Raw genomic sequence first — 20,692 nt, 5'->3', positions numbered from 1 at the left:
CGCCGGGCGCGCGTCCGGGGAACGCGCGCGGCGCCCGCCCGCGGCGGCGATCGCCGAACAACAACACCGAATCCTGGCTGAGCGCCACGAGCCGCGCCATGCCCAGTTCGATTCCGGCGGCCAATTGCTTGACGTCGAACGCGGCGCCGGGTTCGGCGGTGATGCCGAATACCAGTTCGTCGCCGTAACTCAGCACCGCGACCCCGGTGCTCAACTGGACGGCGGTCGGGGGGATGGGCAGCAGGCGCTCCATCGTCTGTCCCATCAGGCGCAGCCGGTGGCGGGGCCCGGGCACGTTGGTGCCCAGCGTCACGATGGCGCGCTGCGGGAAGCGGGACAGCAGCGCAGCGACGCCGTCCCGCACGAGCGTCGGCAAGGAGTTGAGTGCCGACTCGATGATGCCGCCGGATTGGGTTGTATCCGCTGCCTTTTCGTTCCATCGGGTCTGCACGGTGCGCAAGCGCTGGACCGGGTCGTCGTCCTCGACCGGCAGGTACGGCGACCGGACCGGCGTCGGCGCCAGGGCGGGCAGCGAGTCGGCCCGTGGCTCCTCACCGCGGCCGAGCAGGACCGTCCGGAAGCCCTCGGTGGCGGCGGCCAGCGCGACGTCGTTGACGGTCACCCCGAACCTGCGGCAGACGCGGTCGACGTCGGCGATCGGGACCCGCACCGTGGCGTAGCGCCGGGGCGTTGCGGCGCGATCGGGCGACTGCAGCGCGGGCCAGAGCGCGCCGACGACGGCGCCGGTCGCGGTCCAGGATGCCCGCCACAGCGCATCGGCCCAGCCGGTTCGCCGCACCGGCGGTTGCGAAACCCGTTCGGCCGCAGGGGCATTGGCGAAGGCGCTCTCGTCGGCGTCGTCGCAAAGCCTGGTGAGCAGGTGTGCGGGCGACTTGCCGTCCAGCAGCCGGGGATGGGCTTTCATCAGGATCGCCCATCGGTTGCCCTTGAGGCCCTCGATCACCCAGCACTCCCACTGTGGGCGGTCCGGGCTCAGCGGCCGTTCGAGGGCGTGGGCGATGGCCCGGGACAGCTCGGTGTCGTCACCCGGTCGGTTGATCGCCACCCGGCGCACGTGCTGGGCGAGGTCGAAGTCCCGGCAGTCGACCCAGCCCGGGTGCGTCGGGTGCGGCCGCAGCACCTGCGTGCAGCGGGGAATCGATCGAATGCGTTCCGCCAGAAGGGCTTGGAGGCGCTGATGGTCGGGTGCGCCGTCGACGATGGCCACCGCGCCGATCGCCAGGCCGGCGTGCTGGTCGGGGTGGTGGGTCTTCAGGAAAGCCGTATCCAGTGCCCTCACCTGCGCCATGCTCGCCCCCGCCTCATTTTCGCCCTGATACCAGTGTCTGTCGGTCCTTGTTGCCCGCGGTAGGCCCGCGGCGTTAAGAGCGTGTTTAGGAGTTGAAGATCGGTTTAACAACGGTTGTCCTGCACCGGAGGTAATTCGAACAAACTTTCGATATGCTTTCAGGTGTGGGCTGGTTTAATGGCCCGCCGAGCTGGGCGGAAATGGAGCGGGTGCTCGACAGCAAACCGCGCCATGCCGGCGTGCCGGTGGTGCCCGGGGAGGACGCCCCCCTCTCGCCCAAGCGCGGAACGTACCGGCCGCCGGCCGGCGCCCGGGCGGCTCGCTCGTCCGTCCCCTATGCCGAGCTGCACGCGCATTCGGCGTTCAGCTTCCTCGACGGTGCCAGCACGCCGGAGGAGCTGGTCGAGGAGGCTTCCCGGCTGGGGCTGCGCGCGCTGGCGCTCACCGACCACGACGGGCTGTACGGGGCGGTGCGGTTTGCCGAGGCGGCCGCCGAGCTCGAGCTGCGCACCGTGTTCGGCGCCGAACTGTCGCTGGGGCCGGGCGCGCGCACCGAGACGCCGGATCCGCCGGGCCCGCACCTGCTGGTGCTGGCCCGCGGCCCGGAAGGTTACCGGCGGCTGTCGCGGCAGCTGGCCGCGGCGCACCTGGCCGGCGGCGAGAAGGGCAAGCCGCGCTACGACTTCGACGCGCTGACCGAGGCCGCAGGGGGGCACTGGCACATCCTGACCGGATGCCGCAAAGGCCATGTCCGCCAAGCGTTGTCACAAGGGCCGGAGGCCGCGGAGCGGGCGCTGGCCGACCTGGTAGACCGGTTCGGTGCGGACCGGGTCAGCATCGAGCTGACCCACCACGGCCACCCGCTCGACGACGAGCGCAACGCGGTGCTGGCCGGGCTGGCGCCCCGCTTCGGCGTCGGCGTCGTCGCCACCACCGGCGCGCATTTCGCGGGTCCGCCGCGGCGCCGGTTGGCCATGGCCATGGGCGCCATCCGGGCGCGGCAGTCCCTGGACGCCGCCGCCGGATGGCTGGCCCCGCTGGGCGGTTCGCACCTGCGGTCCGGCGAGGAGATGGCCCGGCTGTTCGGGCAGCGGCCCGACGCGGTGACCGCCGCCGCCGAGCTCGGCGAGCAATGCGCGTTCGGGCTGGCGCTGATCGCCCCGCAGCTGCCGCCCTTCGACGTGCCCGCCGGGCACACCGAGGACAGCTGGCTGCGGCAGCTGACCATGGCGGGGGCACGCGACCGCTACGGGCCGGCCGACACCGCGCCGCGCGCGTATGCGCAAATCGAGCATGAGCTGAAAGTCATTGAGCGGCTTACTTTTCCGGGCTATTTCCTGGTGGTGCACGACATCGCCCGGTTCTGCCGGGAGAACAACATCCTGTGTCAGGGCAGGGGATCGGCGGCCAACTCCGCGGTCTGTTATGCCCTCGGTGTCACCGCGGTGGACCCGGTGGCCAACGAGCTGCTGTTCGAGCGGTTTTTGTCGCCCGCCCGCGACGGGCCGCCCGACATCGACATGGACATCGAGTCCGACCAGCGCGAGAAGGTCATTCAGTACGTCTACGACAAATACGGCCGCGACTACGCCGCTCAGGTCGCCAACGTCATCACCTACCGGGGCCGGATCGCGGTGCGCGACATGGCCCGCGCGCTGGGCTTCTCCCAGGGTCAGCAGGACGCGTGGAGCAAGCAGATCAGCCACTGGAACGGGCTCGCCGATTCGCCCGACGTCGAGGGCATCCCCGAGCAGGTGGTCGACCTGGCCAACCAGATCCGGAACCTGCCGCGGCACATGGGCATTCACTCCGGTGGCATGGTGATCTGCGACCGCCCGATCGCCGACGTCTGCCCGGTGGAGTGGGCACGCATGGAGAACCGCAGCGTGTTGCAGTGGGACAAGGACGACTGCGCGGCAATCGGTTTGGTGAAGTTCGACCTGCTCGGGCTGGGCATGCTCTCGGCGCTGCACTACGCCATCGACCTGGTGGCCGAGCACAAGGGCATCGAGGTGGACCTGGCCCGGCTCGACCTCTCCGAGCCGGCGGTGTACGAGATGCTGGCCCGCGCCGATTCCGTCGGCGTGTTCCAGGTGGAGTCACGCGCGCAGATGGCCACGTTGCCCAGGCTCAAGCCGCGGATCTTCTACGACCTGGTGGTGGAGGTCGCGCTGATCCGCCCCGGGCCCATCCAGGGCGGCTCGGTGCACCCCTACATCCGGCGGCGCAACGGGCTGGACCCGGTGGTCTACGACCACCCGTCGATGGAGCCCGCCCTGCGAAAGACGCTGGGGGTGCCACTGTTTCAGGAGCAGCTGATGCAGCTGGCGGTCGACTGCGCCGGCTTCTCCGCCGCCGAGGCCGACCAGTTGCGCCGAGCGATGGGCTCCAAGCGCTCGACCGAGCGCATGCGCCGGCTGCGCGGCCGGTTCTACGAGGGCATGCGTGCGCTGCACGGCGCGCCCGACGAGGTGATCGACCGGACCTACGAAAAGCTGGAGGCGTTCGCCAATTTCGGCTTCCCGGAAAGCCACGCGCTGTCCTTCGCGTCGCTGGTGTTCTATTCGTCGTGGTTCAAGCTGCACCACCCGGCTGCGTTCTGCGCGGCGCTGCTGCGCGCGCAGCCGATGGGCTTCTATTCGCCGCAGTCGCTGGTGGCCGACGCGCGCCGGCACGGCGTGACCGTGCACGGCCCGGACGTCAACGCCAGCCTGGCCCACGCCACCCTCGAGAACGCGGGCACCGAGGTCCGCCTCGGGCTGGGCGCGGTGCGCCACATCGGTGACGACCTCGCCGAGCGGCTGGTCGGCGAACGAAAAGCCAACGGCCCGTTCGCTTCTCTGCTGGACCTGACCACCCGGCTACCGCTGTCGGTGCCGCAGACAGAGGCGCTGGCGACGGCCGGGGCGCTCGGCTGCTTTGCCATGTCGCGGCGCGAGGCGCTGTGGGCGGCCGGGGCGGCCGCCACCCAACGCCCGGACCGCCTGCCCGGCGTCGGCTCGTCGTCGCATGTCCCCGCGCTGCCCGGGATGAGCGAACTGGAGCTGGCCGCCGCCGACGTGTGGGCCACCGGAGTCTCCCCGGACAGCTATCCGACGCAATTCCTGCGGGCGGACCTGGACGCGATGGGCGTGGTGCCCGCCGAGAAGCTGCTCGGCGTGCCCGACGGCGACCGCGTGCTGATCGCCGGCGCGGTGACCCACCGGCAGCGCCCGGGCACGGCACAGGGGGTGACGTTTCTCAACCTCGAGGACGAGACCGGGATGGTCAACGTGCTGTGCACGCCGGCGGTGTGGGCGCGGCACCGCAAACTGGCCAACTCCGCGCCGGCGATGCTGGTGCGCGGCCAGGTCCAAAACGCCAGCGGCGCAGTCACCGTCGTCGCCGAGCGGCTGGGGCGCATCACCCTGGCGGTCGGCTCGAAGTCGCGCGATTTCCGCTAGAAAGCGACATCACCCATCCGTTTGCGTCGTAAACTATCGCCTCATCGCCGCGGGTCAGCCAGAAGCAGGGAGTCGAGATGAGATTCAAACGTAGTCGGCTTGGCGCTGCGATGCTGGGTTGTGTTGCGGCGCTTGCTCTTCCAACCGCGATTGCCAGCGCCGACCCGCCCGACCCGCACCAGCCCGACATGACGAAGGGCTTCTGCCCGGGCGGCCGATGGGGGTACGGCAACTTGGCCGTGTGCGACGGCGAGAAGTACCCCGACGGGTCGTTTTGGCACCAATGGATGAAGACCTGGATCGTCGGCCCACAGTTCTACTACGACTGCGTCGGTGGCGACGAACCCCTGCCTGGCCCGCCCCCGCCCGGTGGTTGCGGTGGGGCGATTCCGCCCGACCAGCCGGCCCCGCCGCCCCCGTCCTGACCTGACCGAGCGCGACGGAGACGACGGCGCCGCACGTGCACTCCGCTGCGGGATTTCGACCCAATTCCCACCGTGGATTCACGCTCGGTGCCTGAGGCGCCGGCCCGTCGGAAACCTCTTGCGCCAGTTCGCCGCTCATGGGCCCGCAGGTAGTCTCCAGCACATGACCCTCAACCTGTCCGTCGACGAAGTCCTCACCACCACCCGCTCGGTCCGCAAACGCCTGGACTTCGACAAGCCGGTCGAACGCGATGTGCTGATGGAATGCCTCGACCTGGCGCTGCAGGCGCCCACCGGATCCAATTCGCAGGGTTGGCAGTGGGTGTTCGTCGAGGACGCGGACAAGAAGAAGGCGATCGCCGACGTCTACCTGAAGAACGCCCGGGCCTACCTGAGCTCACCCGCGCCCGAATACGCCGACGGGGACACCCGCGGGGAGCGGATGGGCAAGGTGCGCGACTCCGCGACCTACCTCGCCGAGCACATGCACGAGGCGCCGGTGTTGTTGATTCCCTGCATCTTCGGCCGGGAGGAGAAGCAGCCGCTGGGCGGCGTGTCGTTCTGGGCGTCGCTGTTCCCGGCGGTGTGGAGCTTCTGCCTGGCGCTGCGCTCCCGCGGGCTGGGGTCGTGCTGGACGACGCTGCACCTGCTCGGTGACGGTGAAAAGCAGGTCGCAGACGTGGTGGGCATCCCGTACGACGAGTACAGCCAGGGCGGGCTGTTCCCGATCGCCTACACCAAGGGCACCGACTTCCGCCCGGCCAAGCGGCTGCCCGCCGAGCAGCTCACCCACTGGAACACCTGGTAGTCAGGTCTGCAGAGGCCAAACCTCGACGACCCCGTGCGCGACCGCACACGGCGTCTGGCTGACGCGCTCGATCGCCGTGTCGAGATCGTCGGCCTCGATGACCGCGAATCCCGCGATCGGCAGAGCCGATCGGAGGAAGGGGCCCGGCTCGATCCGCACGCCCGCGCCGTCCGGGTTGCGCACCTGCACGGGGTTTCCGGCCCGGGCGACGAGCGCGCCGGACGCGCTGAGTTCGTCGTCGCGGGTGTGCGCGGCGTGTCTGCGGTGCGCGCTCAACTGGTGGTATCCGGCCTCGTCGCCGTAACCGATGGTGATGAAGGTAGGCATATCAATGCTGACTCCCGTCGGTCGCAGAACTCATCGCTAGAACGCGCCCGGGTAACCCTGCTGTCGCCAGGCCTCGTAGACGGCGACGGCCGCGGCGTTGGACAGGTTCAGCGAGCGCCGCCCCGCCAGCATCGGGATGCGCACCTGCTCGGTGATGTGCTCGTCGGCCAGCGTCGCCGCGTCCAGTCCGGTCGGCTCGGGACCGAACAACAGGACGTCGCCCGGCCGGTAGCGGACGTCGGCGAACGAGGTGGGCGCGTGCGAGGTGAAGGCGATCACCCGCTCCGGCGACAGCGCCTCCCACGCGGCCGGCAGCGACGGATGCACCGTCACCGACGCCAGGTCGTGATAGTCCAGACCGGCCCGCCGCAGCTTGGGTTCGGACATGTCGAAGCCCATCGGCTCGACCAGGTGCAATTCGCATCCGGTCGCCGCCGCCGTCCGGATGGCGTTGCCGGTGTTGGGGGCGATGCGTGGGGAGAAGAACATCAGCTTGAACACAACGCGATAATGGTCGCATGGTCGAGCAGAGCCTCTGGATGCGGAAAGTCGCTGCCGATCCGGGACATTCGCACTGGTACATCGAGCGGTTCCGCGCCATGGCCCGCGCCGGTGACGATCTGGCCGGCGAGGCGCGCTTCGTGGACGCGATGGCCCCGCGCGGCGCCCGCATCCTCGACGCCGGCTGCGGCCCCGGCCGGCTGGGCGGGTACCTGGCCGCCGCCGGTCACCAGGTCGTCGGCGTCGACGTCGACCCGGCGCTGATCGAAGCGGCCGAGCAGGATCACCCCGGGCCGCGCTGGCTCGTCGGCGACCTCGCCGAGCTCGACCTGCCCGCCCGCGGCATCGCCGAGCCGTTCGACGTGATCGTGTCGGCCGGCAACGTGATGACGTTCCTGGCGCCGAGCACGCGGCGCCGGGTGCTGGGCCGGCTGCGGGCCCACCTCGGGGACGACGGTCGGGCGGCGATCGGCTTCGGCGCGGGCCGCGACTACGGATTCGCCGAGTTCCTCGACGACGCGGCGGCCGCCGGGCTCGAGCCCGACCTGCTGCTGTCCACCTGGGACCTGCGCCCGTTCACCGATGAGTCGGATTTCCTCGTCGCCGTCCTGCGCCACGCCTAGCGGGTTTGCCAGGATCGTCGGCCCGCGCGCCGGTGCACCTTGGAGAGGCCTGTCTGCTCAGTACGGATTCTGGTGACCTGGGCCGCGGGCTGTCATACTCGTCGGATTGCCACGTTGACGCGCTCGCGCCCATCTGGCGTGGCACGGGTGGATAAAGCAGGAAGTCTCATGAGCCTCTCGTTTTCTCGAGCGCTGAGCATCAGCGCAGCGGCCGGTCGCGCGGCCGTGCCGACGTGACCATGTTCGCCCGCCCGGCCACCCCTGCCGAGGCGGTCCCCGAGTCCCCGCCGCCCGGCGCCGCCGAGTCGGCGCCGGCCAAACGCCCACCGGCCTGGTCGCTCAGCAACTGGCCGGTCCGGTGGAAGGTCCTGGCGATCGTGCTGGTGCCGCTGGTGCTGGCAACGGTCTTCGGCGGGCTGCGCATCCAGGGTGCAATGGCGAACTCGGCCGGGCTGCGGCTGGCCGCGGCCCGCGCCGACGTGGTCCCCGTGATCACCAAATACATGTCGGCCCTCGACGTCGCCCTGCTGGCGGGCAGCACCGGGCGCGACGTGGAGGGGGCCAAGAAGAACTTCGAGGCGCGCAAATACGAACTGGACACCCGGCTGCGCGACACCGACGTCAGCCCCGAAGTCCGGTCGGGGGTGACCAACCTGCTCGACGGCGGTCAGATGCTGGTGAACAAGGCGACCGACAACGGCCTGGGTTTGCGGGAGCGGGTGACCCTCTACGCCCCGATCCTGCTGACGGCCGAGGACGTCATCAACGCGTCGGTCCGCGTCGACGACGAGAAGGTCCGCGCCCAGACCCAGGGCCTGAGCCGTGCCGTCGGGGCCCGCGGGCAGATGACGATGCAGAAGATCCTCGTCACCCGGGGCGCCGACCTGCCCGAGCCGCAATTGCGGACCTCGATGATCACCCTGGCCGGAACCGAGCCGTCGACCCTGTTCGGGATGAGCGAGGTCCTCGGCGCCGGCTCGCCCGAAGCCAAGACGCTGCAGCAGCAGCTGGTGACCCGGATGGCGATCATGTCCGACCCGGCCAGCGTCCTCGTCGACAACGCCGACCTGCTGCGCTCGATACAGACCACCGACGACATCGCCGACCAGATCGTCAAGGACGCCACCGCGGCGGTGACGAAAACCGTGCACGCCCAGGCCGCAGACAGGCGCAATGCCGCCATCCTCGACGCCGTCCTGGTGCTGTCCGCCATTGTGATCGCGCTGATCGTGGTGCTGTTGGTGGCCCGCGCGCTGGTGCGGCCCCTGCGCGTCCTGCGCGACGGAGCCCTCAAGGTGGCCCACACCGACCTCGAGGAGGAGATCGCCCGGGTCAAGGCGGGCGGCGCCGAGCCGACGCCGCAGCCGCTGCCGGTGTACACCACGGAGGAGATCGGCCAGGTCGCCCACGCGGTCGACGAATTGCACACCCAGGCCCTGCTGCTCGCCGGCGACGAGGCCCGGTTGCGGCTGCTGGTCAACGACATGTTCGAGACCATGTCGCGGCGCAGCCGCTCGCTGGTCGACCAGCAGCTGTCACTCATCGATCGGCTGGAGCGCAACGAGGAGGATCCCGAGCGCCTGGACAGCCTGTTCCGGCTGGACCACCTCGCCGCCCGGCTGCGCCGCAACAGCGCCAACCTGCTGGTGCTGGCGGGCGCGCAGCTCGCGCGCGACCAGCGCGACCCGGTGCCGCTGTCGACGGTGCTGGGCGCCGCGGTCTCCGAGGTCGAGGACTACCGCCGCGTCGAGATCGCCGGGCTGCCCGACAACAGCACGCTGATCGGCGCCGCCGCCGGCGGCGCCATCCACCTGTTCGCCGAGCTGATCGACAACGCCCTGCGTTATTCGCCACCCGCGACGCCCGTGCGCGTCTCGGCGGCCCGCGGCGGCGACGGCGGAGTCGTGGTGCGGATCGCCGACTCCGGCCTGGGCATGAACGACACCGATCGGCGCATCGCCAACATGCGGCTGCAGGCCGGCGGCGAGGTCAGCCCCGACAACGCCCGCCACATGGGCCTGTTCGTCGTCGGCCGGCTCGCGGACCGGCACGGCATCCGGGTGGGGCTGCGCGGCCCGGCGGCCAACGAGGAAGGCTCGGGCACCACCGCCGAGATCTACCTGCCCCCAACGATTCTCGAGGGCTCGGCGCCGCAGGCCCGAGTCGCCCGGATCCGGGCGGTTTCGGCGCCCGGCGCGCAGCCCGCCGCCGCGGTCGCCGCGCCCGAGGAGGAACGCCGGCCCGAGCCGGCCCGCAACGCCCCCGCCGCGGCGCCGCCGGTCACGTTGCTGCCGCGCCGCAATCCCGGTTCCAGCGGCATCACCGTGGTGCCCGCCGAACCCGCCGAGCCGCTGCCGCAGCGGCGCGAACTGCCCACACCGTGGTGGGAGGGCGGGACCCCGGCGAGCGCCCCGGACGCCAAACCGGAGCCGAAGCCCGTCCGCGCTTCGGACACGTCGGCGTTCTTCGCCGCGCGGTCGCGGGAGGCGGACGAGCCGGCCGCGGCCGCCGACAAGCCGCCGAGCCCGGCGCCGAGCGCGCCCGCCCCGTCGATCCCGGCCGCGCCGAAGAGCGCAGCCGCTCCCGCTGACGACGACGTGATCTACCGGCGGATGCTGTCGGAGATGCTCGGTGATCCGCACGACCTGGTCAACAGCCCCGACCTGGACTGGCAGTCGGTGTGGGACCGCGGCTGGACGCTGGCCGCGGCGGCCGAGGACACGCCCGTCGAGTCGCGCACCGCCGAGCACGGCCTGCCGGTCCGTACGCCCGGTGCCCGGCTGGTGCCCGGCGCCGCCAATGGGACGGCCCGGCCCGACGAGGACGAGAGCCAAGAGCCCAACGGCGGCCTGCACTCCGGCCGCGAACCGCAGCACGCGGCCGCCGCCCGCGATCCCGAGGCGGTGCGAGCCTCGTTCAGCAGCCACTTCGGCGGCGTGCGCACTGGCCGGGTGCACGCCCGCGACACCCAGGGGCCAGAGCAGGAATGACCGCACCCGACAACTCCCTGGACTGGCTGGTGACGCGGTTCGCCCGCGAGGTCCCGGGCGTGGCGCATGCGCTGCTGGTCTCCGTGGACGGGCTGCCCATCGCCGCCAGCGAACATCTCCCGCGCGAGCGCGCCGACCAGCTGGCCGCGGTCGCCTCCGGCCTGGCCAGTTTGGCGACCGGCGCCGCGCAGCTGTTCGAGGGTGGCCAGGTGCTGCAGTCGGTGGTGGAGATGCAGAACGGCTACCTGCTGCTGATGCGCGTCGGCGACGGCTCGCACCTGGCCACGCTCGCCGCGACGTCGTGTGACATCGGTCAGATCGGTTACGAGATGGCCATCCTGGTCGAACGGGTCGGGGGCGTGGTGCAGTCCACCCGCCGGTCCGGCGTCTCGTGAGCCGCGATGGACGAACGCGAGCCCCGGCACCTTGCTGAGCCGACCGCACGCCGAGGGAACCTGGTCCGCCCGTACACCCTGACGTCCGGGCGGACCGGCACCGACGTCGACCTTCCCGTGGAAGCCCCGATCCAGACGCTGCAGGCCGGGCTGGCTCACCGGTGGCCGCCCGACGACGCGAAAGGCAAGATCATTCAACTGTGCGTCGGCAGCCCGTCGGTCGCCGAGATCTCCGCACGGCTTGATCTGCCGCTCGGTGTCACGCGCGTCCTGGTCGGCGATCTGGTTTTGTCCGGCTACCTTCGGGTGCATAGGACGTTGTCCGAGCGTTCGACCAGAGATGAGCGCCACGAACTGATAGGAAGGACGCTGCGTGGCCTTAAGGCACTCTGAGGCGCACTCCGAGGTGTACTCCGATCCCGCCCACGCCTCGACGAAGATCGTCATCGCCGGCGGATTCGGTGCAGGCAAGACGACGTTCGTCGGCGCGGTGTCGGAGATCATGCCGTTGCGCACCGAGGCGATGCTCACCGACGCCTCGACCGCCGTCGACGCGCTGGAGGCCACCCCGGACAAGCGGACCACCACCGTCGCGATGGACTTCGGCCGGATCACCCTGGACGAGGACCTGGTGCTCTACCTGTTCGGCACGCCGGGTCAGCGCCGGTTCTGGTTCATGTGGGACGACCTGGTGCGCGGGGCCATCGGGGCGATCGTGCTGGTGGACTGCCGGCGCCTGGAGGACAGCTTCGCCGCAGTCGACTTCTTCGAGCACCGCAACCTGCCGTTCCTGATCGCGGTCAACGAATTCGACGGCGCGCCGCGCTATCCCGTCGCCGAGGTGCGCGAGGCGCTCACCCTGCCGGCGCACATCCCGGTGATCACGGTCGATGCACGGGATCGCCGGTCGGCGACCGACGCGCTGATCGCGGTGAGCGAATACGCACTGGCCAGCCTGACGGCGAATTGACCGAGCGGTGGGCCGACAAGGAACTCACCGGCCACGACTTCACCGACGAGGACCTCAGCCGGCTGGACACCGAGCGGGCCGTGTTCGACGAGTGCGACTTCAGCGGCGCCAACCTGGCCGAGTCCCGACACCGCGGGTCGGCGTTTCGCAATTGCACCTTCCGGCGAACCTCGTTGTGGCACAGCACCTTTGCGCAGTGCAGCATGCTGGGTTCGGTGTTCGTGCAGTGCCGGATGCGGCCGATCTCCTTCGACGAGGTCGACTTCACGCTCGCGGTGCTGGGCGGTAACGACCTGCGGGGCGTCGACCTGAGTGGCTGCCGGCTGCGAGAGGCCAGCCTGGTGGAGGCCGACCTGCGCAAGGCGGTGCTACGCGGTGCCGACCTGTCCGGTGCGCGGGCGACGGGCGCGCGGCTGGACGACGCCGACCTGCGCGGCGCGACCGTGGATCCCGCGTTGTGGCGGACCGCCTCGCTGACGGGTGCCCGCGTCGACGTCGGGCAGGCGGTGGCCTTCGCGGCGGCGCAAGGCCTGCGCCTGGACGGCTGACGTCACTGCTTGAGCCGGATGCGCCAGCGCACCACGGCGGCGTAGGTGACCGACAGCAGCGCGAGCATCCCCATGTCGAACAGCCAGGTGCCCGAGGTGTGCCGGAAGTGGCTGTCCCGCGGGCTCTGCGGGCCCGGCGCGACGGTCCACAGGTCGACCGTCGACGCCTGCGCGGCGTACCCCCACCGCGAGGGCACCCCCCAGGACAGCTGGTCGAGGAAGATCCGGTTGGTGACCGGCACCATCCCGCCGGACAGCACCATCTGCGCCATCAGTGACACCACCAGCAGCGGCATGATCTGCTCGTTGGAGCGCGCCAGCGCCGACAGCAGCAGGCCCAGCATCGCCGCGGCCACACAGGTCGCCGCGACCGCGACGAACAGTTCCAGGGTCGCGTTCCCGAGCAGCACGGCCGGCCGCTTCGGCGGGCCCTTGCCCACCACCACGATCGCGGTCGCGATCGCCGCCTGGACAACGGCGAACACGCAGAACACCGCGATCTTGGCCAACAGGTACGCGGTGGTCGACAGCCCGACCGCCTGCTCGCGCCGGAAGATCGGGCGCTCCCCGATCAGGTCGCGGATCGTCAGCGCGGTCCCCATGAACGCCGCGGCCATGGTGAGCAGGGTCAGGATCGTCCCGGCCTCGCCGGCGGACTCGCTGGTGGGGTCGGCGTAGCCGAAACCCGTGTGGCCGGGAACGGTCAGCGACAGCGCGCCCATGATGAACGGCAGCAGCGCCAGGAACACGAAGTAGGCGCGGTCGGCGACGACGAGGCGGACCTGGCGGCGGGCGATGGTGGAGAACTGGCGGCGCAGGCTGGTGCGCGGCGGGGCGCCGAGGTCGGCGGGCGCCTCCGTCTGGGCGGGCGGCGCGGGTTTGTTCTGCGCCAGGAAGCGCCGGTTGGCCTCGTCCGGGTCGGCGCCCACCTTCGCGAAGATCTGCGCCCAGTTCGTGGTCCCCATGGCCGCCCCGATCTGGTCGGGCGGCCCGAGGAACGCCGTCTTGCCGCCGGGCGCCATCAGCAGCACCTGGTCGCAGACCTCGAGGTAGGTCAGGGAGTGAGTGACCACCAGCACCACCCGGCCCGCGTCGGCCAGCTGGCGCAGCATCGTCATGACCTGCAGATCCAGCGCCGGGTCCAGGCCCGACGTCGGCTCGTCGAGGATCAGCAGCGACGGCCCGGTCAGCAGCTCGAGGGCCACCGAGGCGCGCTTGCGCTGCCCGCCCGACAGCTTGTCCACGCGGGTCTCCGCGTGCTGGGTCAGCCCCAGCTCGTCGAGCACCTGCGCGACGACCTGCTCGCGGTCGGCCTTGCTGGTGTCGGGCGGCAACCGCAGCTCGGCCGCGTAACCCAGCGCCTGGTTCACCGTGAGCTGGCGGTGCACCACGTCGTCCTGGGGCACCATCCCGATCCGGGTGCGCAGCGACGCGTACTCGGTGTGGATGTTGTGGCCCTCGAAGGTGACCACGCCGGAGGTCGGCGTCGCGTAGCCGGCGATCAGCCGCGACAGCGTGGTCTTGCCCGCGCCGGACCCGCCGATGAGGGCGGTCAGTGTGCCCGGCCGGCCCGTCAACGAGATCTTCTCGAGCAGGTTCTTGCCGTTGACGCTGAAGTCGACGCCGTTCACCTCCAGGCCGCCGGTGCGCGTCGCCGCCTCCTGGCGGCGCACCAGGATGCCGCCGGAGAACACCAGGTCGACGTTGCCGATGGTCACCACGTCGCCCTCGGACAGCACGGCGGACGCGGCCTTCACGCCGTTGACGAAGGTGCCATTGCTGCTGTTGGCGTCCCGGATCTCCGGGCCCGCCGGGGTCGTGGTGAGGAACGCGTGATGGCGCGACGCCAGCACGTCGTGGATGACGATGTCGTTGTCGAGCGCCCGCCCGATCCAGGCGGCGCGCCCCGGCCGCTCGGTCGGGCGGTGGGAATCCGGGCCCAGATTCTTCACCCGCGTGGTGGGGAACTCCGCCACCTGGCCGCTCACGCCGATCTGGGTGGGCGGACTCAAGTCGGGCCGCCCGCCAGATTGCGGCACCGACCGGGTCGCGGCGTCCGGCCGGACGATGGGAACGGCGGTGGTGCGCTGCGGGCCCGCCCAGGGGCGCGCGGGCGGCTGCTGGGCCGGGGGCTGTCGCGGCGGGGCCTGCGGTCGCGGTCCGGTCGACGGCGAGCCCGGCGGCTGCGCGTCGCTGGGCGGCGTGATCACCGGGATCGACTCCGTGGTGGGCGGAAGCATGCCCACGCTGCCTGTGTGGTGGCCGATCTCGAAGGTGATCCGTGGACCGTCGGGCTTGCCGATGTTGATGGTCTGGCCGTCTTCGATGTCCACCAGCGGCACCCGCTGGCCGTTGACGTAAACCCCGTTCAACGAATTGTTGTCAAGCGCAATCCATTTGCCGCGATCGAAGCGCAGCAGCAGGTGCGAGCGGGCGATCAGCGGGTGTGCGACCCGCAGGTCCGCCCGCAGGTCGCTGCCGACGACGACGTCGCGGCCGGCCGCGAAGCTGCCCTTCGATCGGTCGGATCGAACGGTCAGGACGGGCCCGGCGGCTTGGGTCATCTCAGCGTTTCAGCCGGATGTGCCACCGCACGAAGCCGGTGTAGGCGACGGACAGGAACGCCAGCATCGCCATGTCGAACACGAAGATGTGTTTCGAGTGCTGCCAGATCGGGTCGTTGGTCGGGATCTGTTTGACCTTGACCAGCGACGGAAAGTCGATCGACGAGGCACCTGCGGCGTAGCCCCACCGGGCCGGTGTCAGCCACGCGAGCTCCTCGAGGCCGAAGCGCTGGTAGACGGGGATCATGCCGCTGGAGAACACCAGCTGCGACATGATCGACACCACCAGCAGCGGCATGATCTGTTCGTTGGACTGGGCCAAGGCCGACAACAGCAGGCCCAGCATCGCCGAAGCCACGCACGTCCCGGCGACCGTGACGAACAGCGAGAAGGTGGAGTTCCCGAAGAATGGCGGGTGCGCCGTCGGCGCGCCCTTGCCCAGCCGCACGATGATGGTCGCGATCGCCGCCTGCAGCGTCGCGAAGACACAGAACACCGCGATCTTGGCGAGCAGGTACGCGGTGGTGGACAGGCCGACGGCCTGCTCGCGCCGGAAGATCGGGCGCTCGCCGATCAGGTCGCGAATGGTCAGCGCGGTGCCCATGAAGACGGCGCCGATGTTCAACAGGACCATGATGTACTGCGGCTGCGTCGGCGCGGGGCCGAGCGGGTCGGCCGGGCCAAGGCCGGGATGCGGGCCCTTCACGGTCAGCGACAACGCCCCGATGAGGAACGGCAGGATCGCCAGGAAGATGGTGTAGCCGCGGTCGGATACGACCAGGCGGACCTGGCGGCGAGCGATCGTGGACAGCTGCCGCCACAGGTCGGTCTTCGGCGGCTCGCCCAGGTCGGCCGGGCTTTGCGGGGAGGGCGGCCGGGACGAATGCTGATCGCGCTCCTTGAACCGGCGGTTGGCCTCGTCCGGGTCGGCGCCCACCTTGGCGAAGATGTCGGCCCAGTTGCGGGTGCCCATGGCCGCCTCGACCTGGTCGGGCGGGCCGCAGAAGGCGGTCTTGCCGCCCGGCGCGATCAGCAGGATCTGATCGCAGACGTCCAGGTACGAGACCGAGTGGGTCACCACCAACACCGTGCGGCCGGCGTCGGCGAGCTGGCGCAGCATCAGCATGACCTGACGGTCCAGCGCCGGGTCCAGACCGGACGTCGGCTCGTCGAGGAGCAGCAGGGACGGCTGGGTGAGCAGCTCGAGGGCCACCGAGGCCCGCTTGCGCTGGCCACCGGACAGCTTGTCGACCCGGGTCTCGGCGTGCTTGGTCATGTCCAGTTCTTCGAGGACCTGGGCGACGACCTGAGCCCGCTCGGCCTTGCTGGTGTCGGGCGGCAACCGCAGCTCGGCGGCGTAGTTCAGGGCCTGGTTGACGGTCAACTGCCGGTGCACGACGTCGTCCTGCGGAACCATCCCGATCCTGCTGCGCATGGTCGCGTACTCGGCGTGGATGTCGTGGCCTTCGAAGGTCACCGAGCCCGACGTGGGGCTGGTGTAGCCCACGATCACCCGCGACAGCGTGGTCTTGCCGGCACCCGAGCCGCCGATGATGGCCGTCAGCGTGCCGGGCCTCGCGGTCAGCGTGATGTGGTCGAGCAGTTGCTTGTTCTGGTCGACGGTGAAGCAAACGGAGTTGACCTCCAGGCCGCCGGAACGGGTCGCGGCCTCCGTGCGCCGCAGCAACTCGCCCCGGGTGAACACCAGGTCGACGTTGCCGATGGTGACCACGTCGCCCTCGGTCAGCACCGCGGACCCGACCCGCACGCCGTTCACGAAGGTCCCGTTGACGCTGTGCGCGTCGCGGATCTCGGTGCCCAGCGGCGTCTGGGTCAGGAACGCGTGATGGCGGGACGCGAGGACGTCCTGGATGACGACGTCGTTGTCGGTGGCCCGGCCGATCGTCAGCGCGCCGGAGGGCTTCTGCAGCGCCCCGGACCGCGACGGCATGAGCGCCTGGAACATCTTCGTCGCCAGGTTGGCCACCTCGGGCGGCTTGGCGGCCGAGCGGCTCAGCTCGGTCTGCGGCGACGCCACCCCGGCGATCTTGGGCTGCGGCGGCGGGAAGTTGGGCGGCGGCGGCGCGGCCGGCGCGCGCCCGCCGCCCGCATACATCGGTTGCCCGGGCGGGGCGGGACGCGGCCCCGGCGGGCCGGGGTGCGGCCGCCGTGACGGCGACGCCCAGTTGGATGCGCGGCCACCGGGATGCCCATCGATTCGGTTTGCGGGGGGCGCCCCGCCATCCCCTGGTGCCGCCCGACCTCGAACATCAGCTGCGGCCCGTCCGGGTTCCCGATGTTGAGGCACTGACCGTCGTGGATGTCGACGACCGGCACCCGCCGGCCGTTCACGAAAGTGCCGTTGAGCGAACCGTTGTCGATCGCCAGCCACCGGCCCTGGTCGAAGCGCAGCAACAGGTGCGCGCGGGAGATGAGCGGGTGGGTGATGCGCATGTCGGCGCGCAGATCCCGCCCGACCACGACGTCGTGACCGGCGGCAAAGGTGCGTTCTGACCCGTCATAACGAACGGTCAGGACGGGCGGGGCTGGTGCACTCATCGAACCAACTGTATCGCGTGAAACCAAGGCGACCCTGAGCCCCAAATGTGCGTATGCGGGGCCGCTCTCGTCAGCGCGCTGGGTCGGATTGCCCGCTTCCTCCTCACGCCGCTATGCGGCGCGCATCGTCAGCGCGCTAGCAGATCGGGGGCGCCCGTGACCACGCACTGGGTGCGGGTGTAGATGGTGGCCATGCACTTGTTGCAGTGCGTGCACGCGGAATGCACGCTGTGCGCGGCACCATCGGCGGAGATCCGGTTGATCAGGTCGGGCTCGGCCAACAGCGCCCGGCCCATCGCGACGAATTGGAACCCCTCCGCCATCGCCAGGTCCATGGTTTCCCGGTTGGTGATGCCGCCGAGCAGGATCAGTGGCATCGTCAGCTCGGCGCGGAACAGCTTGGCGTGCCGCAACAAATAGGCCTCGCGGTAGGGGTACTCGCGCAGGAACTTCTTGCCCGTCATGCGCATGCCCCAACTCAGCGGCGGCTTGAACGCCGCGGCGAACTCCTTGAGCGGCGCGTCACCGTGGAAGAGGTACATCGGGTTGACCAGGGAGCTGCCCGCGGTGAGTTCGATCGCGTCCAGCCCGCCGTCGTCCTGCAGCCACTTGGCGGTGGTCAGCGATTCCTCGATGGAGATTCCGCCGCGGACGCCGTCGGTCATGTTGAGCTTGGCGGTGACCGCGATCGGCGTGCCCTCCTTTTCCACCGCGCGGCGCACGGCCATGACGATGGCGCGGGCCACCTTCGCACGGTTCTCCAGCGATCCGCCGAACTCGTCGGTGCGGCGGTTGATCAGCGGCGACAAAAACGAGCTGGCCAAGTAGTTGTGGCCCAAGTGGATTTCGACCGCGTCGAAGCCGGCCTCGATGGCCAGCCGCGCCGCGTTGGCGTGCCCCTCGATGACGTCGTCGATGTCCTCACGGCTCGCCTTCTTGGCGAACCGCATCCCGATGGGGTTGAAGAACCGCACCGGGGCCAGCGCCCTGGCCTTGTTGGTCTTGGCGTTGGCGACGGGACCGGCGTGGCCGATCTGCGCGCTCACCGCCGCGCCCTCGGCGTGAATCGCGTCGGTGAGCCGGCGGAATCCGGGCACCGCCTCCGGCCGCAACCAGATCCCGTTGCCCTCGGTGCGGCCGCCGGGGGAGACGGCGCAATAGGCGACGGTCGTCATGCCCACGCCGCCCGCGGCGGGCAGCCGGTGGTATTCGATCAGGTCGTCGGTCACCAGGGTGTCGGGCGTGCGGGCCTCGAAGGTGGCCGATTTGATGGTGCGGTTGCGCAGCGTGATCGGGCCGAGCTTGGCCGGGCTGAACACGTCCGGAGGGGTTGACATATCCGGAGCTTAATGGCGGCCGCAAGCCCGGCGAAGCCACCTTCCCGCTCCGCGACACATAACCAGTGGCGACGACTCGCCGATTCCGCTCGCACTGGGTTATGTCTCGCGATGCGCCTGCAGGACGGGTTGCCGTCGACGTAGGAGTCGCCCGCCGTGCCAGACTGTCAGGCGTGGGCGCAATCACACTGGACGGCAAGGCCACCCGCGACGAGATCTTTGTCGACCTCAAACAACGGGTCGCCGCCCTGACCGCGTCGGGCCGCACCCCCGGGCTGGGCACCATCCTGGTCGGTGACGATCCCGGGTCGCAGGCCTACGTCCGGGGCAAGCACGCGGACTGCGCCAAGGTCGGGATCACGTCGATCCGCCGGGACCTGCCCGCCGACATCAGCACCGCGACGCTGGAAGAAACCATCGACGAGCTGAACGCGAACCCAGACTGCACCGGTTACATCGTGCAGTTGCCGTTGCCGAAACATCTCGACGAGAACGCGGCCCTGGAGCGGGTCGACCCGAACAAGGACGCCGACGGTCTGCACCCGACGAACCTGGGCCGGTTGGTGCTCAGCGTTCCGGCGCCGCTGCCGTGTACCGCCCGCGGGATCGTGCACCTGCTGCGCCGCTACGACGTCGAGATCGCCGGGGCGCATGTGGTGATCATCGGCCGCGGTGTGACGGTCGGCCGCCCGCTGGGGCTGCTGCTGACGCGCCGTTCCGAGAACGCCACGGTGACGTTGTGCCACACCGGGACTCGCGATCTCGCCGCGTACACGAGGCAGGCGGACATCGTGGTGGCCGCCGTCGGGGTGCCGCACATGCTGACCGCCGACATGGTGCGCCCGGGCGCCGCGGTCGTCGACGTGGGCGTCAGCCGAACCGAGGACGGGTTGGTCGGCGACGTGCACCCCGACGTGTGGGAGGTGGCCGGGCACGTGTCGCCGAACCCCGGCGGTGTCGGCCCGTTGACCCGGGCGTTCCTGCTGAGCAACGTCGTCGAGCTCGCCGAACGGGCATGAGCGCGCGGTCCGTGGTCCGGGCCCAGTGGCCAATCCTGCTGGTGGGCTTGACTTTCGCCACCGCACTCGCACTGGTCGGGGCCAACTTCTGGCGGCGCGGTTCGCTGCTGATCGGCATCGGCGTCGGCCTGGCGGCCGCGCTGCGGCTGGTGCTCTCCGACGAGCGGTCCGGCCTTCTGGTGGTGCGCAGCAAGGGAATCGACTTCGTCACCACCGCGACCGTCGCCGCGGCGATGGTCTATATCGCGTGGACCATCGACCCGCTGGGCACCGGTTAGATACCCGGCACGGCCGGGATCTGCCGCGGCAGTCCGGGCACTTGCCCGGCCATTCCGGGTAGCTGCCCCGCCATGCCGGGCAGTTGTCCCCCCATGCCGGGCATGCCCGGCATCTGCGGGACGGACAGATTGCCACTGGCCAGGTTCGCCATCTGCTCGGGACAGTAGGTCTGTATCGCGATCGTGGTGAACATCCGCGCCATGGCGGGTGACATGCCCCGGCCGGAGACGCTGGACGCGGCCGCGGCGAAGTTGCCGCCCGGCTGGGAGAGCATCGGGCAGATGGACTGGCCCACGGACATCGCGTTCCCGGGTTCGCCGAAGTCGATGCCGGCGTGGTTGAGCGCGTCGATGAAGTTGTCGTCGGGATTGTCCGCCCGCACCGGCGCGGCCAGCGCCGACGCCGCGGTGAGCAGGGCGGCGGCCGCGGCCAGCAGACGAACGGTCAGGGGCTGGTTCCGAAAGACCCCGATCCAGCGGTTCGTTCGTCCCGGTGCCTTCATGCGGCCTCCCCCTCGGTCGTGGAGTGCGCCGGATGCACTCGAATCACGTTGTGAACTCTGAGCTATCACTGTCACGTTTGCGACACGGTGGGG

The 20,692-nt window shown here is 70.6% G+C and carries 17 protein-coding genes and 1 pseudogene; 11 read left to right on the top strand and 7 right to left on the bottom strand.

The window, feature by feature from the left end:
- Positions 1–1,309 (bottom strand): wax ester/triacylglycerol synthase domain-containing protein (locus A5704_RS01495; protein WP_067887048.1); only part of this gene is annotated, 1,309 nt, incomplete at its 3' end.
- Positions 1,310–1,473: 164 nt separating this feature from the next.
- Between A5704_RS01495 and A5704_RS01490 the strand changes: the two genes are divergently transcribed.
- The 3 genes from A5704_RS01490 (at position 1,474) to A5704_RS01480 (ending at position 5,985) form a co-directional block, all read left to right on the top strand.
- Positions 1,474–4,752, top strand: coding sequence for an error-prone DNA polymerase (locus A5704_RS01490; protein WP_067759995.1), 3,279 nt, complete (start codon positions 1,474–1,476; stop codon positions 4,750–4,752).
- A 77-nt stretch (positions 4,753–4,829) separates the two neighbouring features.
- Complete coding sequence (locus A5704_RS01485) at positions 4,830–5,177, top strand: hypothetical protein (protein WP_067759992.1); 348 nt, start codon at positions 4,830–4,832, stop codon at positions 5,175–5,177.
- Positions 5,178–5,340: 163 nt separating this feature from the next.
- Positions 5,341–5,985, top strand: coding sequence for a nitroreductase family protein (locus A5704_RS01480; protein ID WP_067759988.1), 645 nt, complete (start codon positions 5,341–5,343; stop codon positions 5,983–5,985).
- Here A5704_RS01480 and A5704_RS01475 read toward each other — a convergent pair whose 3' ends face one another.
- A complete protein-coding gene (locus A5704_RS01475; RefSeq protein ID WP_067759985.1) occupies positions 5,986–6,312 on the bottom strand; it encodes a YciI family protein in 327 nt (108 codons plus the stop codon).
- A 36-nt stretch (positions 6,313–6,348) separates the two neighbouring features.
- Positions 6,349–6,813 carry a tRNA (cytidine(34)-2'-O)-methyltransferase gene (locus tag A5704_RS01470; protein WP_067759982.1) on the bottom strand — a complete coding sequence of 155 codons (465 nt, stop codon included), beginning with the start codon at positions 6,811–6,813 and terminating at the stop codon, positions 6,349–6,351.
- 17 nt (positions 6,814–6,830) lie between these two features.
- On the opposite strand from A5704_RS01470, the gene A5704_RS01465 reads away from it, so the two are divergent.
- The 6 genes from A5704_RS01465 (at position 6,831) to A5704_RS01440 (ending at position 12,339) form a co-directional block, all read left to right on the top strand.
- Positions 6,831–7,436 (top strand): bifunctional 2-polyprenyl-6-hydroxyphenol methylase/3-demethylubiquinol 3-O-methyltransferase UbiG, encoded by a 606-nt coding sequence (locus A5704_RS01465; protein WP_067759979.1) that lies wholly within the window; start codon positions 6,831–6,833, stop codon positions 7,434–7,436.
- A gap of 239 nt (positions 7,437–7,675) precedes the next feature.
- Positions 7,676–10,426 carry a sensor histidine kinase gene (locus A5704_RS01460; protein WP_067759998.1) on the top strand — a complete coding sequence of 917 codons (2,751 nt, stop codon included), beginning with the start codon at positions 7,676–7,678 and terminating at the stop codon, positions 10,424–10,426.
- On the top strand, positions 10,423–10,821 hold the full coding sequence (locus tag A5704_RS01455) for a serine protease inhibitor (RefSeq protein WP_067887045.1): 399 nt from the start codon (positions 10,423–10,425) through the stop codon (positions 10,819–10,821). The genes A5704_RS01460 and A5704_RS01455 overlap by 4 nt, the downstream gene beginning before the upstream one ends.
- Before the next feature lie 6 nt (positions 10,822–10,827).
- Positions 10,828–11,214: a DUF742 domain-containing protein gene (locus tag A5704_RS01450; RefSeq protein ID WP_067760337.1), complete on the top strand. Its 387-nt coding sequence runs from the start codon at positions 10,828–10,830 to the stop codon at positions 11,212–11,214.
- Entirely contained in the window at positions 11,195–11,791 is a 597-nt protein-coding gene (locus A5704_RS01445) for an ATP/GTP-binding protein (RefSeq protein ID WP_067760335.1), read from the top strand. The genes A5704_RS01450 and A5704_RS01445 overlap by 20 nt, the downstream gene beginning before the upstream one ends.
- Entirely contained in the window at positions 11,788–12,339 is a 552-nt protein-coding gene (locus A5704_RS01440; RefSeq protein WP_067760333.1) for a pentapeptide repeat-containing protein, read from the top strand. The genes A5704_RS01445 and A5704_RS01440 overlap by 4 nt, the downstream gene beginning before the upstream one ends.
- Positions 12,340–12,341: 2 nt before the next feature.
- Here A5704_RS01440 and A5704_RS01435 read toward each other — a convergent pair whose 3' ends face one another.
- From A5704_RS01435 to A5704_RS01420, 3 genes and pseudogenes are all read right to left on the bottom strand, one after another.
- Positions 12,342–14,903: an ATP-binding cassette domain-containing protein gene (locus A5704_RS01435; RefSeq protein WP_067887043.1), complete on the bottom strand. Its 2,562-nt coding sequence runs from the start codon at positions 14,901–14,903 to the stop codon at positions 12,342–12,344.
- A 1-nt stretch (position 14,904) separates the two neighbouring features.
- Positions 14,905–17,462, bottom strand: a pseudogene (locus A5704_RS01430) (FHA domain-containing protein).
- A gap of 128 nt (positions 17,463–17,590) precedes the next feature.
- Positions 17,591–18,799 (bottom strand): NADH:flavin oxidoreductase, encoded by a 1,209-nt coding sequence (locus A5704_RS01420; protein WP_067760327.1) that lies wholly within the window; start codon positions 18,797–18,799, stop codon positions 17,591–17,593.
- A 173-nt stretch (positions 18,800–18,972) separates the two neighbouring features.
- Here A5704_RS01420 and A5704_RS01415 point away from each other — a divergent pair, with 173 nt between their 5' ends.
- Together A5704_RS01415 and A5704_RS01410 are read left to right on the top strand one after the other, a co-directional pair.
- Positions 18,973–19,818 carry a bifunctional methylenetetrahydrofolate dehydrogenase/methenyltetrahydrofolate cyclohydrolase gene (locus A5704_RS01415; protein ID WP_067760324.1) on the top strand — a complete coding sequence of 282 codons (846 nt, stop codon included), beginning with the start codon at positions 18,973–18,975 and terminating at the stop codon, positions 19,816–19,818.
- The gene (locus A5704_RS01410) at positions 19,815–20,096 is read left to right on the top strand and encodes a DUF3017 domain-containing protein (protein WP_067760322.1); all 282 of its coding nucleotides are present in this window, start codon (positions 19,815–19,817) and stop codon (positions 20,094–20,096) included. The genes A5704_RS01415 and A5704_RS01410 overlap by 4 nt, the downstream gene beginning before the upstream one ends.
- Here A5704_RS01410 and A5704_RS01405 read toward each other — a convergent pair.
- Positions 20,093–20,599 (bottom strand): DUF732 domain-containing protein, encoded by a 507-nt coding sequence (locus A5704_RS01405; RefSeq protein ID WP_067783514.1) that lies wholly within the window; start codon positions 20,597–20,599, stop codon positions 20,093–20,095. The genes A5704_RS01410 and A5704_RS01405 overlap by 4 nt on opposite strands.
- Positions 20,600–20,692 lie beyond the last annotated feature (93 nt).

It is taken from the genome of Mycobacterium sp. E735, from assembly GCF_001666955.1.
Lineage (GTDB): Bacteria > Actinomycetota > Actinomycetes > Mycobacteriales > Mycobacteriaceae > Mycobacterium.
This window is presented reverse-complemented; position numbering and strand designations above follow the sequence as displayed.